The sequence below is a fragment of the Hydrogenophaga sp. genome, from assembly GCF_036675665.1.
Taxonomy (GTDB): Bacteria; Pseudomonadota; Gammaproteobacteria; order Burkholderiales; family Burkholderiaceae_C; genus Hydrogenophaga.
Window position 1 is genome coordinate 254,662 of record NZ_JAKFEO010000010.1, and the last position, 17,877, is coordinate 272,538.

Sequence of the window (17,877 nt, forward strand, 5' to 3'; positions counted from 1 at the left end):
ACAGGGAGGCAGGAGCAGCCGTTCCGCACAATGCGTCCCCCCTTGGTCCCCCCCTTGTTCTCAGAGGAGCCCCCATGCTTGCTGTCAAGAAAGTCCGCAAACTCATTCACACCAACCCCGACAGCCCCAGCGCCAAAGTGCTTTCAGCGCTGGTGATTGCGCTGGAATCCAACCAGGCATTTCCCCTGAACCAGCTCTACACCTTGAACTACTCGCAGTTCGAACTGGCGCTTGAGGTTCTGTCTGAGTGGCGACTGGACCGTTACTACAGCAGCAAAGGTCGGTTGCTGGATCTGTCGGTGCAGGCTGCGGAACTTCACAGCGCATGAACCTGCGGGCCGGGTGAGCTCCATTCAGTCCCGTCGAGCTGCCACCCCGGCGTCAGAGCGAAGTGGCGACAGCACCAACGGACCGAACCAGGCACTGACCCGCTCACCGGTGTTGTTGGAGTCGGTCATCACTCCCATCGCCGTCACGGGGCCTGGCGGCTCGCCAAACACCAGACGGTAGTCGGCCTCGATGTCGCGTTCGTGGTCGACCCACTGGTTGAGCCGTCGCGGCCCCGAGTCGATCACCAGCTTGCGGATGCGCTGGGTGTGGGGGTTGGGAATCACGCTGCCCACGGGGTATCGGTGATCCCACACGTACATGAGCGTGGCAAACGGCAGGGGTTCGCCGGTGACCAGGTTCGCCAGCTCCGAGAGCATGTTGTCACGCACGCTCAGGCGGTCACGGTCGCCATCGAAGGTGACGATCACCCGCACCACCGCATCGTCGATGTCCTGGTCTCGCAGATCGGCCCGTTCGTTGAGCGCCGGAACGAACCACGAAAACGCCAGTCGAGCAGATGCGGGTTGGCCGTCAGCGGGCAGGCGAAGGCGCAAGGTGCTGTTGCCCGCATCGCTCTGCGCATGCACCGCCAGCCGACCCTGGTGCACCGTGGGCAGGTAGCGGGTCGGCCTGTGGTTGCCAAAGCGTCGGTGCACCCAGGTGCCCGTGGCGTCGCCGCCCAGGCTCTGGCTGGCCTTGGCCCAGGCCGATCCGGCCAGTTCCGCGGCCTCGGCTTCCCGCAGGGCATGTTGCGCGGCTTCATCGGCCTCTTCCAGATCTTCGTTCGACAACGACGCACAACCGGTCAGCAGGATGAGCGCCAAGGCAGGCATCCACCGCAGGCACCGCATACGCATCACGGAAGCTGGTGTGCCATGCATGGGCTGGCAGGTCTCAGGGGGCGGCGCGGCTGGCGGCCGGCGTCTTGTGCTCGTCGAGCTTGTCGCGGTGTGTCTCCAGCATGTTCTCGATGCCCACGCGACCCATGCCGGTGAAAGGTTCCAGGCGCAGAACGGTGTCCCTGGCGCTGCGGTCGCGGCATTGTTCGATCAGCGAACGGCCCGTGGCGTAGAGCTGCGTGTTGCGCCCCTCGCAGGCCGCCACCTGCTCGCGCAACCCGGCGCCCTGGGTGTCGAGCTGCTGGCCACGTTGCCGTGCGCTGGCCAGGTCGCGATCCAGTTGCGCGAGCTTGGCGGTGAGTTCCTGCAGCTTGCGCTCCTGCTCGGCGTTGCGCGCCTGCAGTGCATCGCGCTCGCTGATCGCGGTCTGCAGGTCGCGCTGCAAGCGCTGGGCTCTTGCGGATTCGTTTTGTGCGCGGCTCTGTGCGCCACCCACCTCCTCGGTCAGTTTGGCGCGCTCCTGCTCCGCTGCGTCGAACTTCTGCTGCAGCGCACTCAGGTCCTGGGCCGACTTTTGCACCTGCTGCTGGGCGCGGCGCAAAGCCTCGCGCTCGCGGCTGGCCCGTTTGTCTTCCTGCGCCATCGAGGGGGAGGTCAGGCTGACCAGGAGCACTGCAAGCAGGGAGGCACGCAGAAAGGTGGGCAACATCAGAAATCCTCCTTGGGGTAGGGGCGACTGGCACGCAAGGTCTGCCGCTTCAGATCGTCCTGGGCACCTGCTTTCACAAGCTGTGCGGCCAGTGCTTCGCGCTTGAGCTGGTGGGCCCAGTACAAGGGCACGAGGCCATCGGCGTCTGGCTGGTTCGGATCCAGCCCATGGCGGAGCAACACCGCCAGCACCTCCGGCAGGTTGTCGTTGATGGTCACCAGCAGCAGGCCGGCACCGGTGCGGTCCTTCACCTGCGTGCTCGCGCCCGCCTTGAGCAGCAAGCCGACCACCTCGGGGTGGTTGAGCTTGGCCGCGTTCATCAGGGGCGTGTGTTCGTTCAGTCCGCTCGCGTCCACCTGCGCACCGGATCGCAGCAGCAGCCGCACCATGTGCGTGTGGCCGCGCAGCGCTGCTTGACCCAGCGGCGTGAGCGGTCCACCGCGTCCGTCCACATCGGCGCCCGCGCGCAGCAGCGCACGCGCGGTCTCCACATCACCTTCACGCGCGGCCAGCAACAGGGCCGTGTTGCCCCACTCGTCCACCGCATTCACCTGCGCGCCGTCCTTGACGAGCTGGCGCAGGGCCACCACGTCGGCACGGCCGGCTGCGTCGATGAGTTGCTGGTCGAGCCTGCTGGCCAGACGAACCACCGGGTCGCTCGCGCTGGCCACCACCGCCTGGCGCTCGCGCTCCGAAGCGTGAAAGCGCACGCTGTCTTCGGGCATGAGCCCCCCCTGCTCGATGCGGTCCCGCAGCGCGAGCTGCTCGGCCCCGTGCCGCGCGCAGCCCACCAGAGCGACACACACCGCGCCGACAAGCCATGCCCGCCCGATGGGGGTCACCAGGTCAGAACTTCGCATTGAGGTACACCTGCATGGTGTTGATCGACAAGGGCAGACCCCTGATCTCGCGGCTGGAGAGCCAGCGTGCATTGATCCAGGTGTTGCGGCTCAGGCCGTACTGCGCACCCACGATGAAGCCCTTGCTGTTGGTGCCGCCCAGGTGGAAGTCGGAATCGTTGAAGGCGTCCAGCGTGGCATCGGCTTCCAGGTAGCGGTAGGCCAGCGAGAGCTGCCAGTCGTTCTTGAGCAGCATGGCGGGCATGCCCACCGCGACGCGCACCATGTAGCCGGTGGTCTGCGGCGTCACGTTCAGACCGGAGCGCGCGAGCGCCTTGCTGCTGCTGAAGCCGATGTTGCGCACATAGTCGCCACTGACGATCAGGTGAACCGGGTTGTAGAGGTTGAAGTCCACCGCGCCGGTGAGGTTGAGCACCTGGTAGTCGGCAGCCAGGCCATACAGATTGGTGTTGGGATCGCCGTCGTTGTCGATGTTGAAGAGCGTGTTGCCCTTCTGCCGGTAGTCGGGCGCGGTCTCGTTGGTGGTGGTGCTGTTGAAGGCATTGCGCACACCGCTGATGTTGCGGTAGTCGTACACGCCCAGCCCCACCTTGGCCCGCAGGTCGTTGCTGGGCACCCATTCCACACCGCCCTGCGCACCGATCAGCCACTTGCTCCTGGCCTCGTTGCTGAGCGAGCGCTGCACCTCCTGCAACGGGAACACGCCGAGTGTGGCAAACGGCCGCCAGACCCGGGCCGCCGCCGTGGGGTCTTCGTACTGCAGAGCCAGGCCGTCGAAGTTCAGATCGTCGTCCCACACCAGATCGGTGCTGAAGAACGGATTGGGCATGCGCCCGGCCGTGGTGGTCAGCCACGGCAGGAAGTCCTGTGAGCGGCCCTTGAGGAAAGCGCGATCGAGCGAGAAGTTGGACTTGTTGTTGAAGTTGCCCAGTGTCTGGTTGGTCGACACCGGTTCGAACTGGCTGCCGGTGGCCAGTCGCAAGCCGGCCGTGATGTCGGGGGTGACACGCGCGGTGAACCCGAAGCGGGCACGCAGGCGGGCACGGTCGCGGTCTTCGATGGTGTTGTCGATGTCCTGGCCCTGCACCTGGAAGAACACCTCGGGCGCATTGGATTCGGAGAACATGTCGCGCTGCAGACCCAAGCGCAGGTCGCCCTCGAACTTGAAGCGGTCCACCCACTCGGGCACCGCGTTCACGTCGCCCCAGCGCTCGGCCTTGGCCTGCGCCACCACCTCTTCGCGCACCTCGTCGGCGATCTGCTTGCGCACGGACTCGGGCACGAATTGCACGCGCACCGTGGACTGCTCGGTCTTCTTGGCCTCGGCCACCGACGCCTTGGCCTTGGCCTCGGCTTGTTTGACCAGCGCATCGGCCTTGTCGGCCGGCAACACGCCTTGCTGCACCAGCGCCTGGATGAGGTTGATCGTGGTCTGCTTGAGCGTCTCGAGGTCTTCTCGCTCGTCGGCCTGGGCTGCACCGAGGCCAACGGTGATCAGGGCCGCCAGGGTCACTTGGCGCATGGCGTGGTGCAAAGGTCGTTTCATGGGATGTCTCGCAAGGGGCGGTGTTTGAATGGAACGCTGGACCGCGTGTGTCAGGAGCGGGTGGAGATGCGCAGTCGAATCGGTTGTGGCATGTCGCCCGGTGCGCCCTCGCGCACGGGCGGGAGGTTGCGCAGGGCCAGGCGCAGCGCCTCGTCGAGTTCGGGTTTGTCGCTGGTACCCACCAGCTCGACCCGGGTGACCAGACCACTGCTGTTGACCCACACATTGACCACGCGCTGGTACTCGGCGGCTTCGCGCAACTTCTTGTCGCGCTGCACGGCGTCGCTGATGCGGTCCTTCACCAGCGCGCCGTACCAGGCGAAGCGGTTGCCGCCACCACCTCCACCGCTGCCGATCAGGTCGCCACCGCCCGGTTTGCCCACCAGGCCGAAGTTGTCTCCACCACCGCTGCCGGCGGCATCCACGCCCAGGTCCGGGCCTGGTGGTGGCGCCTCTGAAGGCTGATCGGGTGCGGCTTCCGGCTTGGGCACGTCGATCTTTTCCTGCTTCTGCTCGGGTGGGGGCGGAGGCGGTTGTGTCTTGGGCGGGGGTGGCGGTGGCGGCGGCTTGAGCAGCGAGATCTCCTGCACCGTGCGCTTCTTCGTCGGCTCGGTGGGTTTGGACAGCCACTGGTAGAGCCAGACCGCCAGCGCGATCACGCCAGCCACCAGCAGCACCATGACCGCCAAGCGCATGAATCTCTGGTTCACGGCCACACCCTCGAGCGAGATGACTCGGACCAGGGACACCGCGGAACTGGCTCCGCCAGGCCGCGGGTGTCGCCCCCATGGGGGGGTCGCGCGAAGCGCGGCGGGGGGGTGTTCATTTGACGAGTCGCTGTGTCACCAGACCGATCTGGTTGAGTTCGAGCCGTCCGAGCAGGTCGAGCACTTCAACCACTTTCTCGTATTGCACGGCAGAGTCGCCCTTGACCACGATCGGGAACTCGGGCGTGCCCGCCTTGAACTGCAGCAGGCGCGCCTCCAGATCGGCCAGCGTGGCCATGGGGTAGGCGTCGAGGTACAGCGCACCGGTCTCGGTGATGGTGATGGCGCGCGTGGCCGGCTTGGCCAGGCTGGGGGTGTCGCTGGCTTTGGGCAGGTTCACCTTGATGCCTTGCACCGAGGCTGTCGTCATGAGAATGAAAATGACCAGCAGCACATACGACAGGTCCAGCATCGGGGTGATGTTGATGTCGTCGTAGATCGCACCGTCTTCCTGGGCTTTGGACATGTTCGTGTTTCTTAGGGTCTGTTCACACTGTTTTTGCAAGTGCGAATGGGCTGAAAACAGCGCCAATCAAGGCGCGCGACGACGGCCAGACTGGGCGTCTGGCCTGGGAGTGCAACGAAGAGTGGCGCTGTTTTCAGCCCATTCCCTTCGGGTTGCAGCCAAAAAGGCCATGCGCGGCGTTGCGAAGCCTGGCCGGGGGGAAGCCCCGGCTGCGTTTCGCGCCTTGCGCATGGCCTTTTTGATCCGCAACGCATCTTGGAAAAACAGTGTGAACAGGCCCTAATCGCCGTAGGTTTCGGCCATCTTGGTCACGAACTCGTCCACGAACACGTTCATGTCGTTGGAGATCGACTTGATGCGCGTCTGCAGGTAGTTGTAGCCAAACAGCGCGGGGATCGCCACGCCCAGGCCGGCCACCGTGGCCACCAGCGCGGCGGCAATGCCGGGCGCAATCGCGTTCACGTTCACGTCGCCCGCCGCGGCGATGGCGGCGAAGGTGATCATCACGCCCACCACCGTGCCCAGCAGGCCCAGGAACGGGCCGCCCGAGATGGCGATGGTGAGCATCACCATGCCCTTGTCGAGCCGCTGACGTTCGCGCGTGAGCTGCGCGTCCAGGCTGGAGCGCACCGCGAGCATGGCGCGCTCGCCCACCGAAGGTGCCACCACGCCGTCGTGTTCCACCGTGGCGCCCGGCGAGCCGTCGGCATGAAAGCGCGACTTGAGTTCGCGCGCACCCACCTGGAAGATGCGGTGCAGCGGCGAGTCCTTGTACTGATCGCCCTGCGAGGCCAGCTGGTCGAGCTGGCTGGCGTGCAGCGACGGGCCACCTTCGAGCGTGCGCAGGCGGGTGGCGAGCTGGTCAAAGGCCTCGGTGAAGCGGGGATTGCTGCGGTCCTGGCGCGTCAGCAGCACCGCCTTGGCCCACATGATGTAGATCGCGATGAAGAACATGAACACGCAGATCACCACCACCACCCAGCCGTCAACGGTGAGGTTGTTCATGGTGGCCATGAAGTAGCCGGTCTGTGCGCCCTGCTCGGTGGTCTCTTCCTCACCCATGCGCACCAACTTGCCCGCCTGGCCCTGGCTGTCTGCCTGCGCGGCGATCCAGGCCTCGGGGCGCTGTTCGGTGGAGATCTGCACCTCGTCGATCTCGCCCACCAGGCCGGCGCCCACGCGCAGGGCGCCCGCCGGTACAAAAGCGGTTGCAACATTGGCGACGGCTTTGCCATCGAGGTACAGCACGGCATTCGTTCCAGAGCTCACGGCCACATGGCGCCAGGCATTCAGCGCCAGTGGCGCCCCGCCCTGGGCCACCGTGCCGCCTGCGCTCAGCTCCGGCACACCGCCCCGAAGCGAGAGCATCAGGCCACCAAAGGCCAGCAACTCGCCGTCGACCCGCTCCGGCTTGATCCAGGCCGAAAACGTGAAGCCGGTGGCCGCCTGCAACGTGGCGTCGCCGACCTGCAAACCGCCGTCGGCATTGAGCCGCGCCGATCCACCGATCAGCCCACTGGGCACGAAGGTGGCGGTGCCACCCGACACGTGATGGCCGGCGGCGGTGGTGTCTTGCGGCAGGCCGCTGGCGTCGCTGAGGTGGTACACGGCCCACTGCGCGGCGTCGTACAGGCCCGATGCCGGCACCGGTTGCGCTGATTCGTTGCCGTAGTACAGCCACACGTGCTGCACGGCGCTGCTCCCGGCCACGCGCGGCACCTGCACCCACACGAAGGCCAGTTCATTCGTGCTGTCGAAGCGCTCGATGTGGTGCGCGAGCACCGTCTTGTCGTCCTCGGCCACGAAACGCAGGTCGGAGCCGTTCTCGTTGGCGGCGAGGAAGTCGAAGTTGCCGGTGGACAGGCGCACCAGCACGGGCACACCCGTGGCCTCGGCCGTGATGCCGGCGGCCTGCGTGTCCAGCGTGATCTTCTTGCGGATCGTCCAGCCCTCATCCCACCAGGCGTGGGCAGAGAGCGGCAACATCAACACGCAGAGAGCGAGAGCAAAAAAGCGTTTCATGGGAAGACAGAAAAGATGGCGTGCCGCCCGCGGCGCGGGACATGCACGAAAGGTACGAAGGAACGATGGCGGTGGCGTTACAAAAGAGAAGGAACCATCCGTTCGGACTACGCTCATGGCGCGTCGCCAAAGCCCAGCACGTCGACCCGCACCACCGAAGGGCGCAAGGCCGAAGCCATCTCCTGCGCCGCCTTGGCCGACTCGGCCGCCGCCTGGTTGAGCGACTCGACCACCTTGCCGGTGTCGTCACCACCCGAGGTGGCGCCCGACGACGCGGCCGAGACGGCGCTGGTGTCGGCCACGGGCGTGCCGGCGCTGGAGCCCGAAACAGAGATGTTGTCGGCGCCCAGCACCACCAATGCGGCGATGTTGAGGTTGCCGGCCCGGATGCCGGCGTCGCCGGCGTTGACCGTGCCTTTGGGAGCGATCAGGTCGACGTCGCCGGCGATGATCCCGTTGGTGGACAGTGCCCCGATGCCCGAGCCTGCCGCAGCGGCCTGGATCTCCTGGGTCACATTGCCATCGCTGTCGGTCTTGATCACCGGGGGCGGCACCGCCGTCGCCGTCTTCTTGCCCTTGCCGGCATCGATGTCGCCCTCGCTGGACCAGATCAGGACATCACCACCGGCGGCGGTGAGCACACGCGACTGGTTCACCAGCACATCGTCCCTCGCCAGCATGCGGATGTCGCCGGCCCCCACGGTGATGATGCCCAGCGGGCCGGTGTCCTTGCCGCTGTCCAGCGGCGTGACCAGTGCCTCCGGCGTGTTGCTCAAGCCGACCACCACCCCGCCGCCGGGCACCAGCAGTTCGATGTTGCCGCCTTGCTCCGTCTTGATCCGGCTGGCGAACACATCGATCGTGCCCTGGTAGGCACCCGTGGCCAATGAGGTCCCCATGCCTGGAAACGCCATTTCCAGAGCCCGATAGGCGCGAGTGAAATCACCCGCGTACGGGTTGGGTTTTTCCGGCTTGTTCGGTATGTTGGCGATCCGACCAGTCTGCCGGATGCCGTTGAACAGCATCTCGCGCACCCGGGTGCGCTGCACATCGGGAGCCGCCGCAGCGACCTGCTGCACCCGCTGCAGGGCCTGCTCGCGTGAGAGCGTGTCGTCGCCTGTCAGCCAGCGCGCCAGCCACAGCGTCTCGTCGCTGAACACCCCGTCGGCCAGTTCGGTGGCAAGCCTGTTCACCGCGCCTGCGGGGTCCAGACCTGCGGCGCCCACACCCGCTGCCAGATGCAGGTCTGCACCACCATCGGGCAACGCCGGGTTGTCCAGCGTGCCCCGGCTGAGCACACCGGCAGAAGCGCCAAGGTCAATGTCATGCCCCGCCGTCATTTCAAGCCGGCCGGGACCTGACACCGCCACGTAGCTGTTGCTCGAACGGATCGGACTCAGGGCAATGTCTTTCCCGGCCTCCACCACGCTGACGTCGCTGGCCGACACATGCTGGACGTCCATCGGCAGGTTGAGAATGTCATCGCCAGCACGAACACCCACCCGCTTGGCCGACTTGAGCACCTGGTTGTTGCCGAGGATCGACCCGTTCACGGCATACAGCTGCACCGGATCGGCATCGTTGGCGTGCACCGGCACCGCCGCATGTGCCTGCGTCGATCTGGCGCTGTATGCGTAGCTGAAAACACCCGAGGCCCGGGCATCCGAGCCGGGGTTCACCGCATCGGGCAGGGAAGCGGTGTCCGACAGCGTGATCCTGGCCGGCACATTCAGGTTCTCGCTGGCCAGCAGCTCGAGCTTGCCCTGTGCTGCCGGGCTGAGCTGCGCGCTGGACAACAGCGACACATCACCAGACATTGCAATGGCGGACAGGGAAGGCGGCAGCACCGTCAAGAGCACGTCGTCCGCGTAGGCGCCCAATGCCAGGTTCACCGGAGACTTGTAAGCGTTGGCCAGCGACTGCGCCTGCGCGGTGCTGCCGACGCCACCACCAAAGAGCCGAACGTTCCCGGTCGCACTCAGCAGCGATGCTGAACTGTCTTCGGCGTAAGTGGAAAACACGCTCCACTGCGCGTTCGCTGCCTGAGTCGTTCCGATGTTGAATCCCGCCGTGGACGACTGCACCACCAGGTGCGGGTTGATGATGGCGTGCACATCCACATCGCCCAGCGCAGTGGCGGTCACGGCCCCGTCGCCCACCGCCAGGATGGTGTGCACGGGGCGGCTTGAGACCGAGTAGCCGCTGCGAATGCTGCCACCTGCCTTCAGGTTCACATCTCCCAGATCGGCGTAGTACTGACCGCTCAGCACATCGCCACCGGCCGTCACGTTCACATCGCCGCCGCCCGTGCGCACGGCCGCCGAGGCATCGGCCACCGCCGAAGTGGTGTACCCCTGCGTAGCGGCAGACGCCGACAGGTTGGACACCTTGCCCCCCGCGGTGATGCTGACATTGCCTCCGCCCAAGGTAGCCACACCCTGCTCGAACTTGTCGAATCGCACCCACCAGGCGGGCTGGGCATTCGCGACATAGCTCACGCCATCGGCGCCCAGCCTGCCCTGACGGAACAGCCAGTTGCTGTACAGCTGGGCTGAAGCAACGCCCTGCACATCGCGCTGCGCCGACATCATGATGTCGCCGCCACCCTGGCTGAACTGGGCGAGGGCTGGCACGGCAAAGCCCGCCGCTGGCGTGTACCGGGTGCCCGCCGTGTAGACGGCCGAAGCGTTGGACTTGAGCACGATGTCCTGTCCGGCCGCCATGCGGATATCGCCAGAACCCGTGCGAATGAGCTTGGCCGCGGCCAGCGTCAGGTCGCCCGCCCCCGCCCGGGTGTTCATCACGTCCGCCGAGCCGGCATCTGCACCGGCCACGAGGTTGAACGACCAGGCCTTGCCGCCCCTGACCGTCGCGTCCTGCAACGCGGCGGGGTTGGCGCCGTCCAGCTTTGTCGCTGTGGAGAAGCCGTCCGACAGGTTGTTGTTGATGTTCAGGTTGCCGCCAGCGCGCAGCGTCAGCACGCCGGCCTCTCCGCCCGCGGTGGCGTCCTGAAAGTTCCAGTCCGCGCCCAGCGTCATGGCGTCCGCAGAACGGACCTCCGCGCCCGAGACAATATGGAACGCCGGGTTGCCCGCCTGGCCCAGGCGGCCCTTGATCGCACCGTGGTTGCCGGCGTAGGCGTTGTTGTCGTTCTTGATCCTGGTCAGGCCCAGCGTGGTGCCTGCATCGGTGGTCGATACGTCGAGGGTCTCTTTGTTGTCGTAGACCCGTACCGCCTCCAGCGTCACCTCGCGTGCCCCGGTGATCGTGCTGTCCAGCGCGGTCACAGCCACGTCGTTGCCTTTGCGCTGGGCACGCAGGTGCACCTCGCCGCCTGCGCCTCCGCTCACGTCGATCACAGCGCCGGCCTGCAGATCGATGCCCTGCGCGTCGGTTTCACTGGCCTGCGTGGCCGCGCCGAGTTCAACCCGGCCACCTTCGCCGCCCACAGAGGTGGCGGCCGCCTCCACCCGGGCCGTCCCGGTCAGCGTGACCGACTGGCCGTACAGCGCCACCTGGCCCCCTTCAACACCCGAGGCCGAAACCGTTCCGTTCACGGTGAGCGCGCCGCCATCGGCGGTCAGCGTCACCTTTTGAGCTTTCACCACATCGGTGGCGGCCACTGTCAGCGCGCCGGTTCTGGCACGCAGGCTGCGTTCACCCTCGAAGCCGCCGGCGTTCAACTGTGCATTGAGCGCGGAGAAGTTGGCCAGCGATTTCGCGTCGATGCGCACCTGGGCCGCCTTTCCGGTCTGGCCGCCTCCATCGGCAGGGGTCTGACCCGCCAGCGTCGCCCCTTCAAGGTCCACGGTGCCCTGCACCGCCGTCGCCACCAGCGCGCCGCCGTCGGCGCCCGCGCCACCCGACACATCGATGCGTGCACCCGCCTTCGCCTCGATCTTGCCGGTCGCGCTGCTCAGCGTCACATGGCCGCCCCCGATGCTGCGGGTCTCGTCGAAGAACGCCACCGAGCGACCCGACACGTCGATGTCGGCGTTCGCGCCCAGCGTGACGTCACCGCTCACCGCTGCCAAGGTCAGCGCACCGCCGCCCAGGTCGGCCTGGGTATCCAACAGAACCGAACCCGCCTTCAGCTCCCAGGCAGCGCCCAGAGAAGTCGTTGCGACCAGTGCCGTTGATGGCGTCATCTTGCCCAGGGTCAACGCCTGGGTGCCGGCGTCCAGCGTCTGGCTGGCGCCGGTGCTGCCGGTCAGCCGCGCGGTGGTGATCGAAGCCCCGTTGCCGAGCTGGGTGCTGCCGGTGCCCGAAGCCACCAGCTCGTCGGCGGTGATGCCCACGTTGGCAAAACCGCTCACCGCCTTCTGGCCCTGGCCCAAGGTGAGGGTCTGCGCCTGTACCTCCAGCGATCCGCTGCCCAGGGTCAGTCCAGCCGGTGTGGCGTTGGGCACGCCCGCGGTGTTGGCCAGGGTCAGGTTGCGGGCGCGCAAGCTGGCGGTCTGCCCCGCCCCACCGAAGCCCGCGAGTCCTGCGCCTTGCAACGTCAGGTTCTTGATCAAGGGTTTCCCATCGCTGCCCACCCCGCCGACGTCCACATCCCCGTGGAAATCAAACGTGGAGTAGCTGGTCAGCGCCAGGCTGTCCAGGCTCTGCAGCCCGTCCAGTTCCGACTGGCTGAACGTCAGGCCATCCACCGGCTGGGCCGGGCTGCCGAAGTTGATGCGTGAACTGCCCGCGCTCAATTCGCCGGCCACGGCAACACCCTCTTTGACAAAGGCCAGCTGGCCCGCGAAGGCGTTGTCCTGCGTGGCATCGATGGCGATTGCCTTGGCCGCCTGAAGCACGCTGTCGGCTGCGCCGATCAGCGTGCCCTGGCTGCGGTCAGGCGACCCGGTGCGCGTGAAGCTGGCCGACGAGGATGCGGCCCGCACGAAGGCGCCATTGCCCGCCGTGCTGATGCTGCCCGCGTTGCCGCCTGCACCCTGTGCGTTGATGGCGCTGCCCGCGGCCAGCGTCAAGGTGTCCCTGGCCGCCAGCATCACCTCGGGCGCAGTCAAGGCGCTCCGCGCATCGTTGGCCAGGGTCAGGGTATCGGTCAACACGGTCAGATCAGTGCCCGTCTGCGAGCGGGAGCGCGCACCGCCCAGCAACAGACTCTCGGCACCCAGGTCGTTGATCCAGCCCGTCGCGACCCAAGCCTCGTCCGGGGCCGCCGCATCGGCAGAGCCCGAGACCCGCAAGTTGGCGGCAGCAATGTCAACGGCCGCTCCCGCACCCCCGGCGGCGCCCTGCGTCGCCACCGTTCCATTGAGCCGCAGGCTGTCCGGGCCCGTGCCCAGGCTCACCACGGCCAGCCGCCCGGCGTCCTGGGGCGAAAAGCGGGAGTCCGCGAAGAACGAAGACGCTGCCGCGAGCGTGTACTCGGACCGGTCCCGCACCTGGTCCCGTGTGAGCACCTGAATGCCCTGCCAGTCACCCGCACGAGGAGCTCCAGAGCGGCTGTCGGTGAGGTAGCCCGAGGCCACCTGCACACCGTCCGCGCGGGTGTAGCCGCTTCCCGGCAACACGGGTGATTCGCCCGGGTTCAACCGCACTGCAAAGGCCCCCGGCAACAGGGCGTAGTGCGCAGGCAGCAAGGTGTAGACGCCATCGGCCAGACCGGCCACGCCACGCAGGTACACGGCGGCACCTCCGTCGGGGGCAAAGCCTTCCTGCGCATCGTTGGGTGCGAAGCCATCTGTGTAGCCGGGCATCACCGCGAAGGTGTCTGCCTGGGCCAGGAAATCCTTCGAACCACCGGGCCCCACGGTGAACTCGTGGGCCTGGGCATCGCCACCGCCGGCCACCGAGACCTGGGCACCGGACTGGAAGTCCACCTGGGCGCCCTTGAGGCTGACCGACTTTTCGGGGAGATCCGAAAGAATGTCGCCGCCGTAAGACCACTCCCGGCCATTCACCACGGAGCCGAAAGGCAGCACGGTGCCCGCCTGGGCAGACACCGAGGTCAGACTGCCCGGCGCCAGGGTCAGCGATCCGCTGGCCTCCAGCTCGATTTGGCCCAGGGGCGCCCAGATGCTGCCTTGCTGCGAGATCTGGCCCGCCTCGATGCGCAGGCGACCAAAAGCGGACAGCGGCTGCTGCGCCGCGCCGGCTGACTGAACAATGCGCACCGTCTTCCCGGGCGCGGACACCTTGAAGTCGCTGTAGGTTGCCGGCGCCAGCACCTTTGCGGTGAACGTCAGATCGCCCGCCGTGTCGAGCGCACCGGCGAGAGGGCCCACAGCGTCCACATCCACACCCGACAGCTCGATCTGCTCGGAAGCGGTCAACCGGGTTTCGGCCACGCCGCTCAGCGTGGACTTGCCCACCACCTCGATGCGCGTGGCGTCCACATTGAGCGCACCGGTGCCAGCCACCGGCGTGTTGACCACGCTCTGGCGCAACGTGGATTGGTTGCCCATGCGGACCCGTGCAGCCGTCACATGGGCGGTGCCTCCCGCCATGTCGATGAGAGGGGTGTCCAGACTCACCGAGCGCAGCGGCATGGTGCGACCACCCCCGATGTTCACACCGTCTTGCAGGCGGATCGCATCTTTGGACCCAAGAGCGATCTGCTCGAAACCCGCCGCCTCGATGCGGTTCATGTCCAGGCGCGACCGGTCGCTGAACGCGGCCGGTATGGCTTGCCCGGCTTGCAACGCCTGCGCCTGCGCGGGAACGGAGGACTCGACGCTCAGCACACTGGGGGCCACCGGAAAGGGGATCGGGCTTGGCGTGGGCGCGTTGTCATTGCCCAGGTGGATCGTCAGGCTGCCGCCGTACTGGTCTGGTGCGCCGGCCTGGGCCAGCAGCGTGCCATCGAGCACCATGCCTTCACGCGCTGCAATGGACACAGAACCCGCGCCGCTGCCCAGGTTGCGACCCAGACCCCCCGCCTCGTTGCGCTCGGCCAGGTAGACCGGCGCAGCACCGGAGACGTTGATGCTGGAACCCTCCTTGGCGATCACATGACCGGTGGACGCGTTCAGGCTCACAGAGCCTCCGTCCAGCACCCGGCCAACTGGCTGGCCCGTGGCATCGGCATGGGTCAAGGCCGTGCCGGACACATCCAGGCTGGCGGCTTCACCCAGGAAGATGCTGCTGGAAGCGTCGAAGTCCTTGTCGAGGGGCGCTGACAGCCTCGCCTCGATGCGACCCGCATGGGCCTGCGCCGAACCGAGGATGCTGACCTGGTGTGCCGCATTCAGGGTCAGCGAGCCACCCGTGTCCAGGACCGTGCGCGAGCCCGTACCCAAGGTGACATCGCCCAGAAGATTGGAGTCGGCCGCCAGGGTCAGGTTGACCGGGCTGCGCTCATGGGGCGGCAAGGCCCGCAGCGACGCCATGGAAGCCACATCGGTGCCCGACGTCTGGACCGCAAACCCCGGGTTGAGCTCGCGCGACTGCAGCTGTGGCGCCAGCACGGCACCTTCGGCCAGCGTCACACCCTCGCGACCCGTGACAGCGATGTTCTCGAAACCGCCCGACGAGAACCACTCGGGCCGCAGGAAAAGCGCGTTGCTGGCGCCCGTGGGTTCGCCACCGATCTGGACCGACCCCGACGACAGCTTCAAGGTGCCGCCATCCTGGAAGCCAAAGCCCAGCAGGCGACCATCCAGCTCGACCCGACCCGGCATCGAGCCATCGGTCCTCAACGTTTCGTTGGCGACCAGCGTGGCGGTGCCACCACTGCCATATTTCAGTGTCCCGTCGCGTTGAAGCCAGGCCGCACCCGACACATCGACGGTGGAGCCGCTGCCCAGAACCGCGTCACCGATGGCCGACAGCGTGACGGAGCCACCGTCGATCACCACGCTGCGGCGCGCCGAGTCGTCGAAGCCCACCTGTTCGTTCACCCATTTGCCAGCCGTCGAGAGCGTGACCCCGGGGGCCACCACCACATCGGCTGTTTCGAGCACGAATGCGTTGGTCGGATCGGCCTGGTTGCCCCGCGTGTTGAATTCGATGACACCCCCCGCGGCACTGACGTCGGCGTTGACCGCGACCGCGCTGGCCGTGATCGACAACGACCCCCCGTCCGGCAGAGCCACCGCCTGTTCCACCACGGCGCCCTTGTTCGAATGGATGGTGAGCCCGGCGATCAGATCTTCACCGAGCATCCTGGTGTCGATGAGCAGTTGGTTCTTGAGGTCGGCCGCCAGCACGTCGCCAAAGTTGAAGTTGATGGGCAACTGCTGGAACCCATGCCCCAGGCGCACCTGCTGAAAGTTCTTGAAATCATTTTCAACAGCTGAGGACCCCACCTGCAAGCGCGCACCCTGCGGTGCGGTGCCGGCGGCCAGCTGCCGCTCACCCACCACGGTCTTGCCCTGGATGGTCGACTGCAGCACCGTGCCGCCCATGCCCACGATGTTCATGGCACCTGCGGCTTTGCCATCGGTGTAGCCGGGGTCGTATTTCATGTACTCGCCCAGGTCGATGGTTTCCTTCTGGTTCCAGCGTCCGTAGTCGATCACGTAGCGCGTGGCGATGCCGTCGTAACGCACGTTGGCATCTGCCTCGCTCACCTCAACCCGCTGGCCGTTGGAAAACAGCAGCGTGGACTTGACGGTGGCGGGCGTGTACTCGACGCTGCCTCCCGAGAGGTTGATGGTCGAACCCGTCTCCAGGATCACCTCGCCCTGCGACCGGATGTTCACCGTGCCGCCCTGGGTGGACCGCTCCGCCACCGTGCGGCCCAGGCGGGCCTGGTAAGCCTCCAGGCTGTCCTCGGCGATCAGGGTGGACTCACCACTGCGGGCTCGGGCCAGCGCACGCTCCACGTCCAGGTACACCTTCTCGCCGCGCAGCACACCGTTGCGGTTGGCGGGCGAATCCTTGAGCTCATCCCCCCGAAGCTCCACTTCCACCGTGTTGCGCTCCCCCGAGACCTGCACACCCGACAGGCCGGACACATCGATCACGGCACCCTCGGCCACGTGCACGCGCGCCGTGCCCGACACCTGATCGATGCCCACCGTGGTGAACGGGTTGACCCCCAGACCATCCACGTTGAGCGGTTTGTCCACCGCGGTGATGTCCACCACCCCGCTCGCCGCGCGAACCGTGGAGCCTGTCGCCAGGCGCACGTCGTTGCCCAGGATCTGTACCCGGGACTTGTTCTCCAGATCGGACTTCAGCGTCTTGACCGTGCCCACCTGCTCGATCCAGTCCAGCGAGGTGGTGGCGTCATTGACTTCAGGCAACACCTCGGTCACGCTGCCGGTCCCCAGGGTCACACGCCCGGCGCGCTCGGTCCGGCTGCCAGGACTGTTCAGGTTGGCGGCCCCCGGGCTTTTGTAGCTGTCGCTGGCCATCAGGTACACCGTCCCGTTGGCCACCACCGAGGTCGTGGCACGGGCCAGACCGAGCTGGTTGACGGCCAGTCCCACCATGGTCACGTTGCCGGTGGTCGCAGTGAGTTGGCCCAGATTGGTGGCATTGCCCAGCAGATCCCGGGCCGGGTCCGTCAGATCCACCGCCTGCCCATCCAGCAGGCCGTCCTTGACGCTGGTGTTCGCCGCGTCGTAGCTGTTCAGGCCGGCCGGACTGTCCACCTCCACCATCAGGCCACGCACGTCGTTGTCGCCAGCGGCCGAGGCCGTGCGCAGGTAGGCCTTGGTGCCCGCCGCCAACACCACCTGGCCGCCCGGCGCCGAGATGCTGCCCTGGTTGATGACCGTCGGCGCGATCAGCATGATGCGCCCCTGCTCGCCCGCCGTGATCTGCGCGCCCTCGAACACTTTCACGAACCCGCCCGTGCCCTGGTACTGCGGCTGATCGTCACCCGGCAGCAGCGTGTTCAAGATGTATTTGTCCGCGATGTCCAGGCTGCTGGCCGTGAAGCTGTTGAGGTTCACCTGCGACCCGCCCATGAAGGCGATGCCGTTGGTGTTCACCATGATCACGTTGGCTTTCTGGCCGGCCGCCTGCGTGATGCTGCCCGCGATCACGCTGGGGTTGATGTCCCAGATGCGGTTGAGCGTGGTGAAGCTGGCACCTTGCACGAACTGGTTGTTGACCAGGTCGTTGACCTGACCAAATTGCACCGTCTTGCCGGCACCCACGTTGAAGGTCTGCCAGTTGTGGATGGCCTTGTTGCCCACCTGGTTGACGAACGCCCGGTTGCCAATGACGCTGTACCCCGCATTCGCACCCTGGGGCACGGGCAGCTCGGCCAGCACGGGCGCCGCCAGCAGCAAGCCGCCCAGCAACACACTGGCGCTGCGCGCGCCACTGGCCGACTTGCCACGGCCCCGTGTGCTTTCGGCGGCGGGCACCAGGCCCCCCACGCTCTGGCTGAAGACGAGGCGGTAGCGTTGGCGGTTCATGGGGTTCTCC

The 17,877-nt window shown here is 66.8% G+C and carries 9 protein-coding genes; 1 reads left to right on the plus strand and 8 read right to left on the minus strand.

The genetic code is table 11. The annotated features are described in order from the left end of the window. Nucleotides 1–74: 74 nt before the first annotated feature. The gene (locus V6M63_RS07320; protein ID WP_332740928.1) at nt 75–329 is read left to right on the plus strand and encodes a hypothetical protein; all 255 of its coding nucleotides are present in this window, start codon (nt 75–77) and stop codon (nt 327–329) included. Between the two features lie 24 nt (nt 330–353). On the opposite strand, the gene V6M63_RS07325 is transcribed toward V6M63_RS07320, so the two are convergent. The 8 genes from V6M63_RS07325 to V6M63_RS07360 form a co-directional block, all read right to left on the minus strand. Further along, nucleotides 354–1,154, minus strand: a complete 801-nt coding sequence (locus V6M63_RS07325) for a DUF3047 domain-containing protein (protein WP_332740929.1) — start codon at nt 1,152–1,154, stop codon at nt 354–356. Nucleotides 1,155–1,224: 70 nt separating this feature from the next. After that, nucleotides 1,225–1,878, minus strand: coding sequence for a hypothetical protein (locus tag V6M63_RS07330; RefSeq protein ID WP_332740930.1), 654 nt, complete (start codon nt 1,876–1,878; stop codon nt 1,225–1,227). Continuing rightward, nucleotides 1,878–2,738, minus strand: coding sequence for an ankyrin repeat domain-containing protein (locus V6M63_RS07335; protein ID WP_332740931.1), 861 nt, complete (start codon nt 2,736–2,738; stop codon nt 1,878–1,880). Before V6M63_RS07335 ends, V6M63_RS07330 begins: the two co-directional genes overlap by 1 nt. Next, entirely contained in the window at nt 2,725–4,284 is a 1,560-nt protein-coding gene (locus V6M63_RS07340) for a putative porin (RefSeq protein ID WP_332740932.1), read from the minus strand. Before V6M63_RS07340 ends, V6M63_RS07335 begins: the two co-directional genes overlap by 14 nt. A 50-nt stretch (nt 4,285–4,334) precedes the next feature. Continuing rightward, entirely contained in the window at nt 4,335–4,994 is a 660-nt protein-coding gene (locus V6M63_RS07345; protein WP_332740933.1) for an energy transducer TonB family protein, read from the minus strand. A gap of 112 nt (nt 4,995–5,106) precedes the next feature. After that, complete coding sequence (locus tag V6M63_RS07350; protein WP_291080831.1) at nt 5,107–5,517, minus strand: ExbD/TolR family protein; 411 nt, start codon at nt 5,515–5,517, stop codon at nt 5,107–5,109. 279 nt (nt 5,518–5,796) lie between these two features. Next, complete coding sequence (locus tag V6M63_RS07355) at nt 5,797–7,539, minus strand: DUF2341 domain-containing protein (RefSeq protein WP_332740934.1); 1,743 nt, start codon at nt 7,537–7,539, stop codon at nt 5,797–5,799. Nucleotides 7,540–7,652: 113 nt separating this feature from the next. Next, nucleotides 7,653–17,867, minus strand: a complete 10,215-nt coding sequence (locus V6M63_RS07360; RefSeq protein WP_332740935.1) for a filamentous haemagglutinin family protein — start codon at nt 17,865–17,867, stop codon at nt 7,653–7,655. Nucleotides 17,868–17,877: the final 10 nt, after the last annotated feature.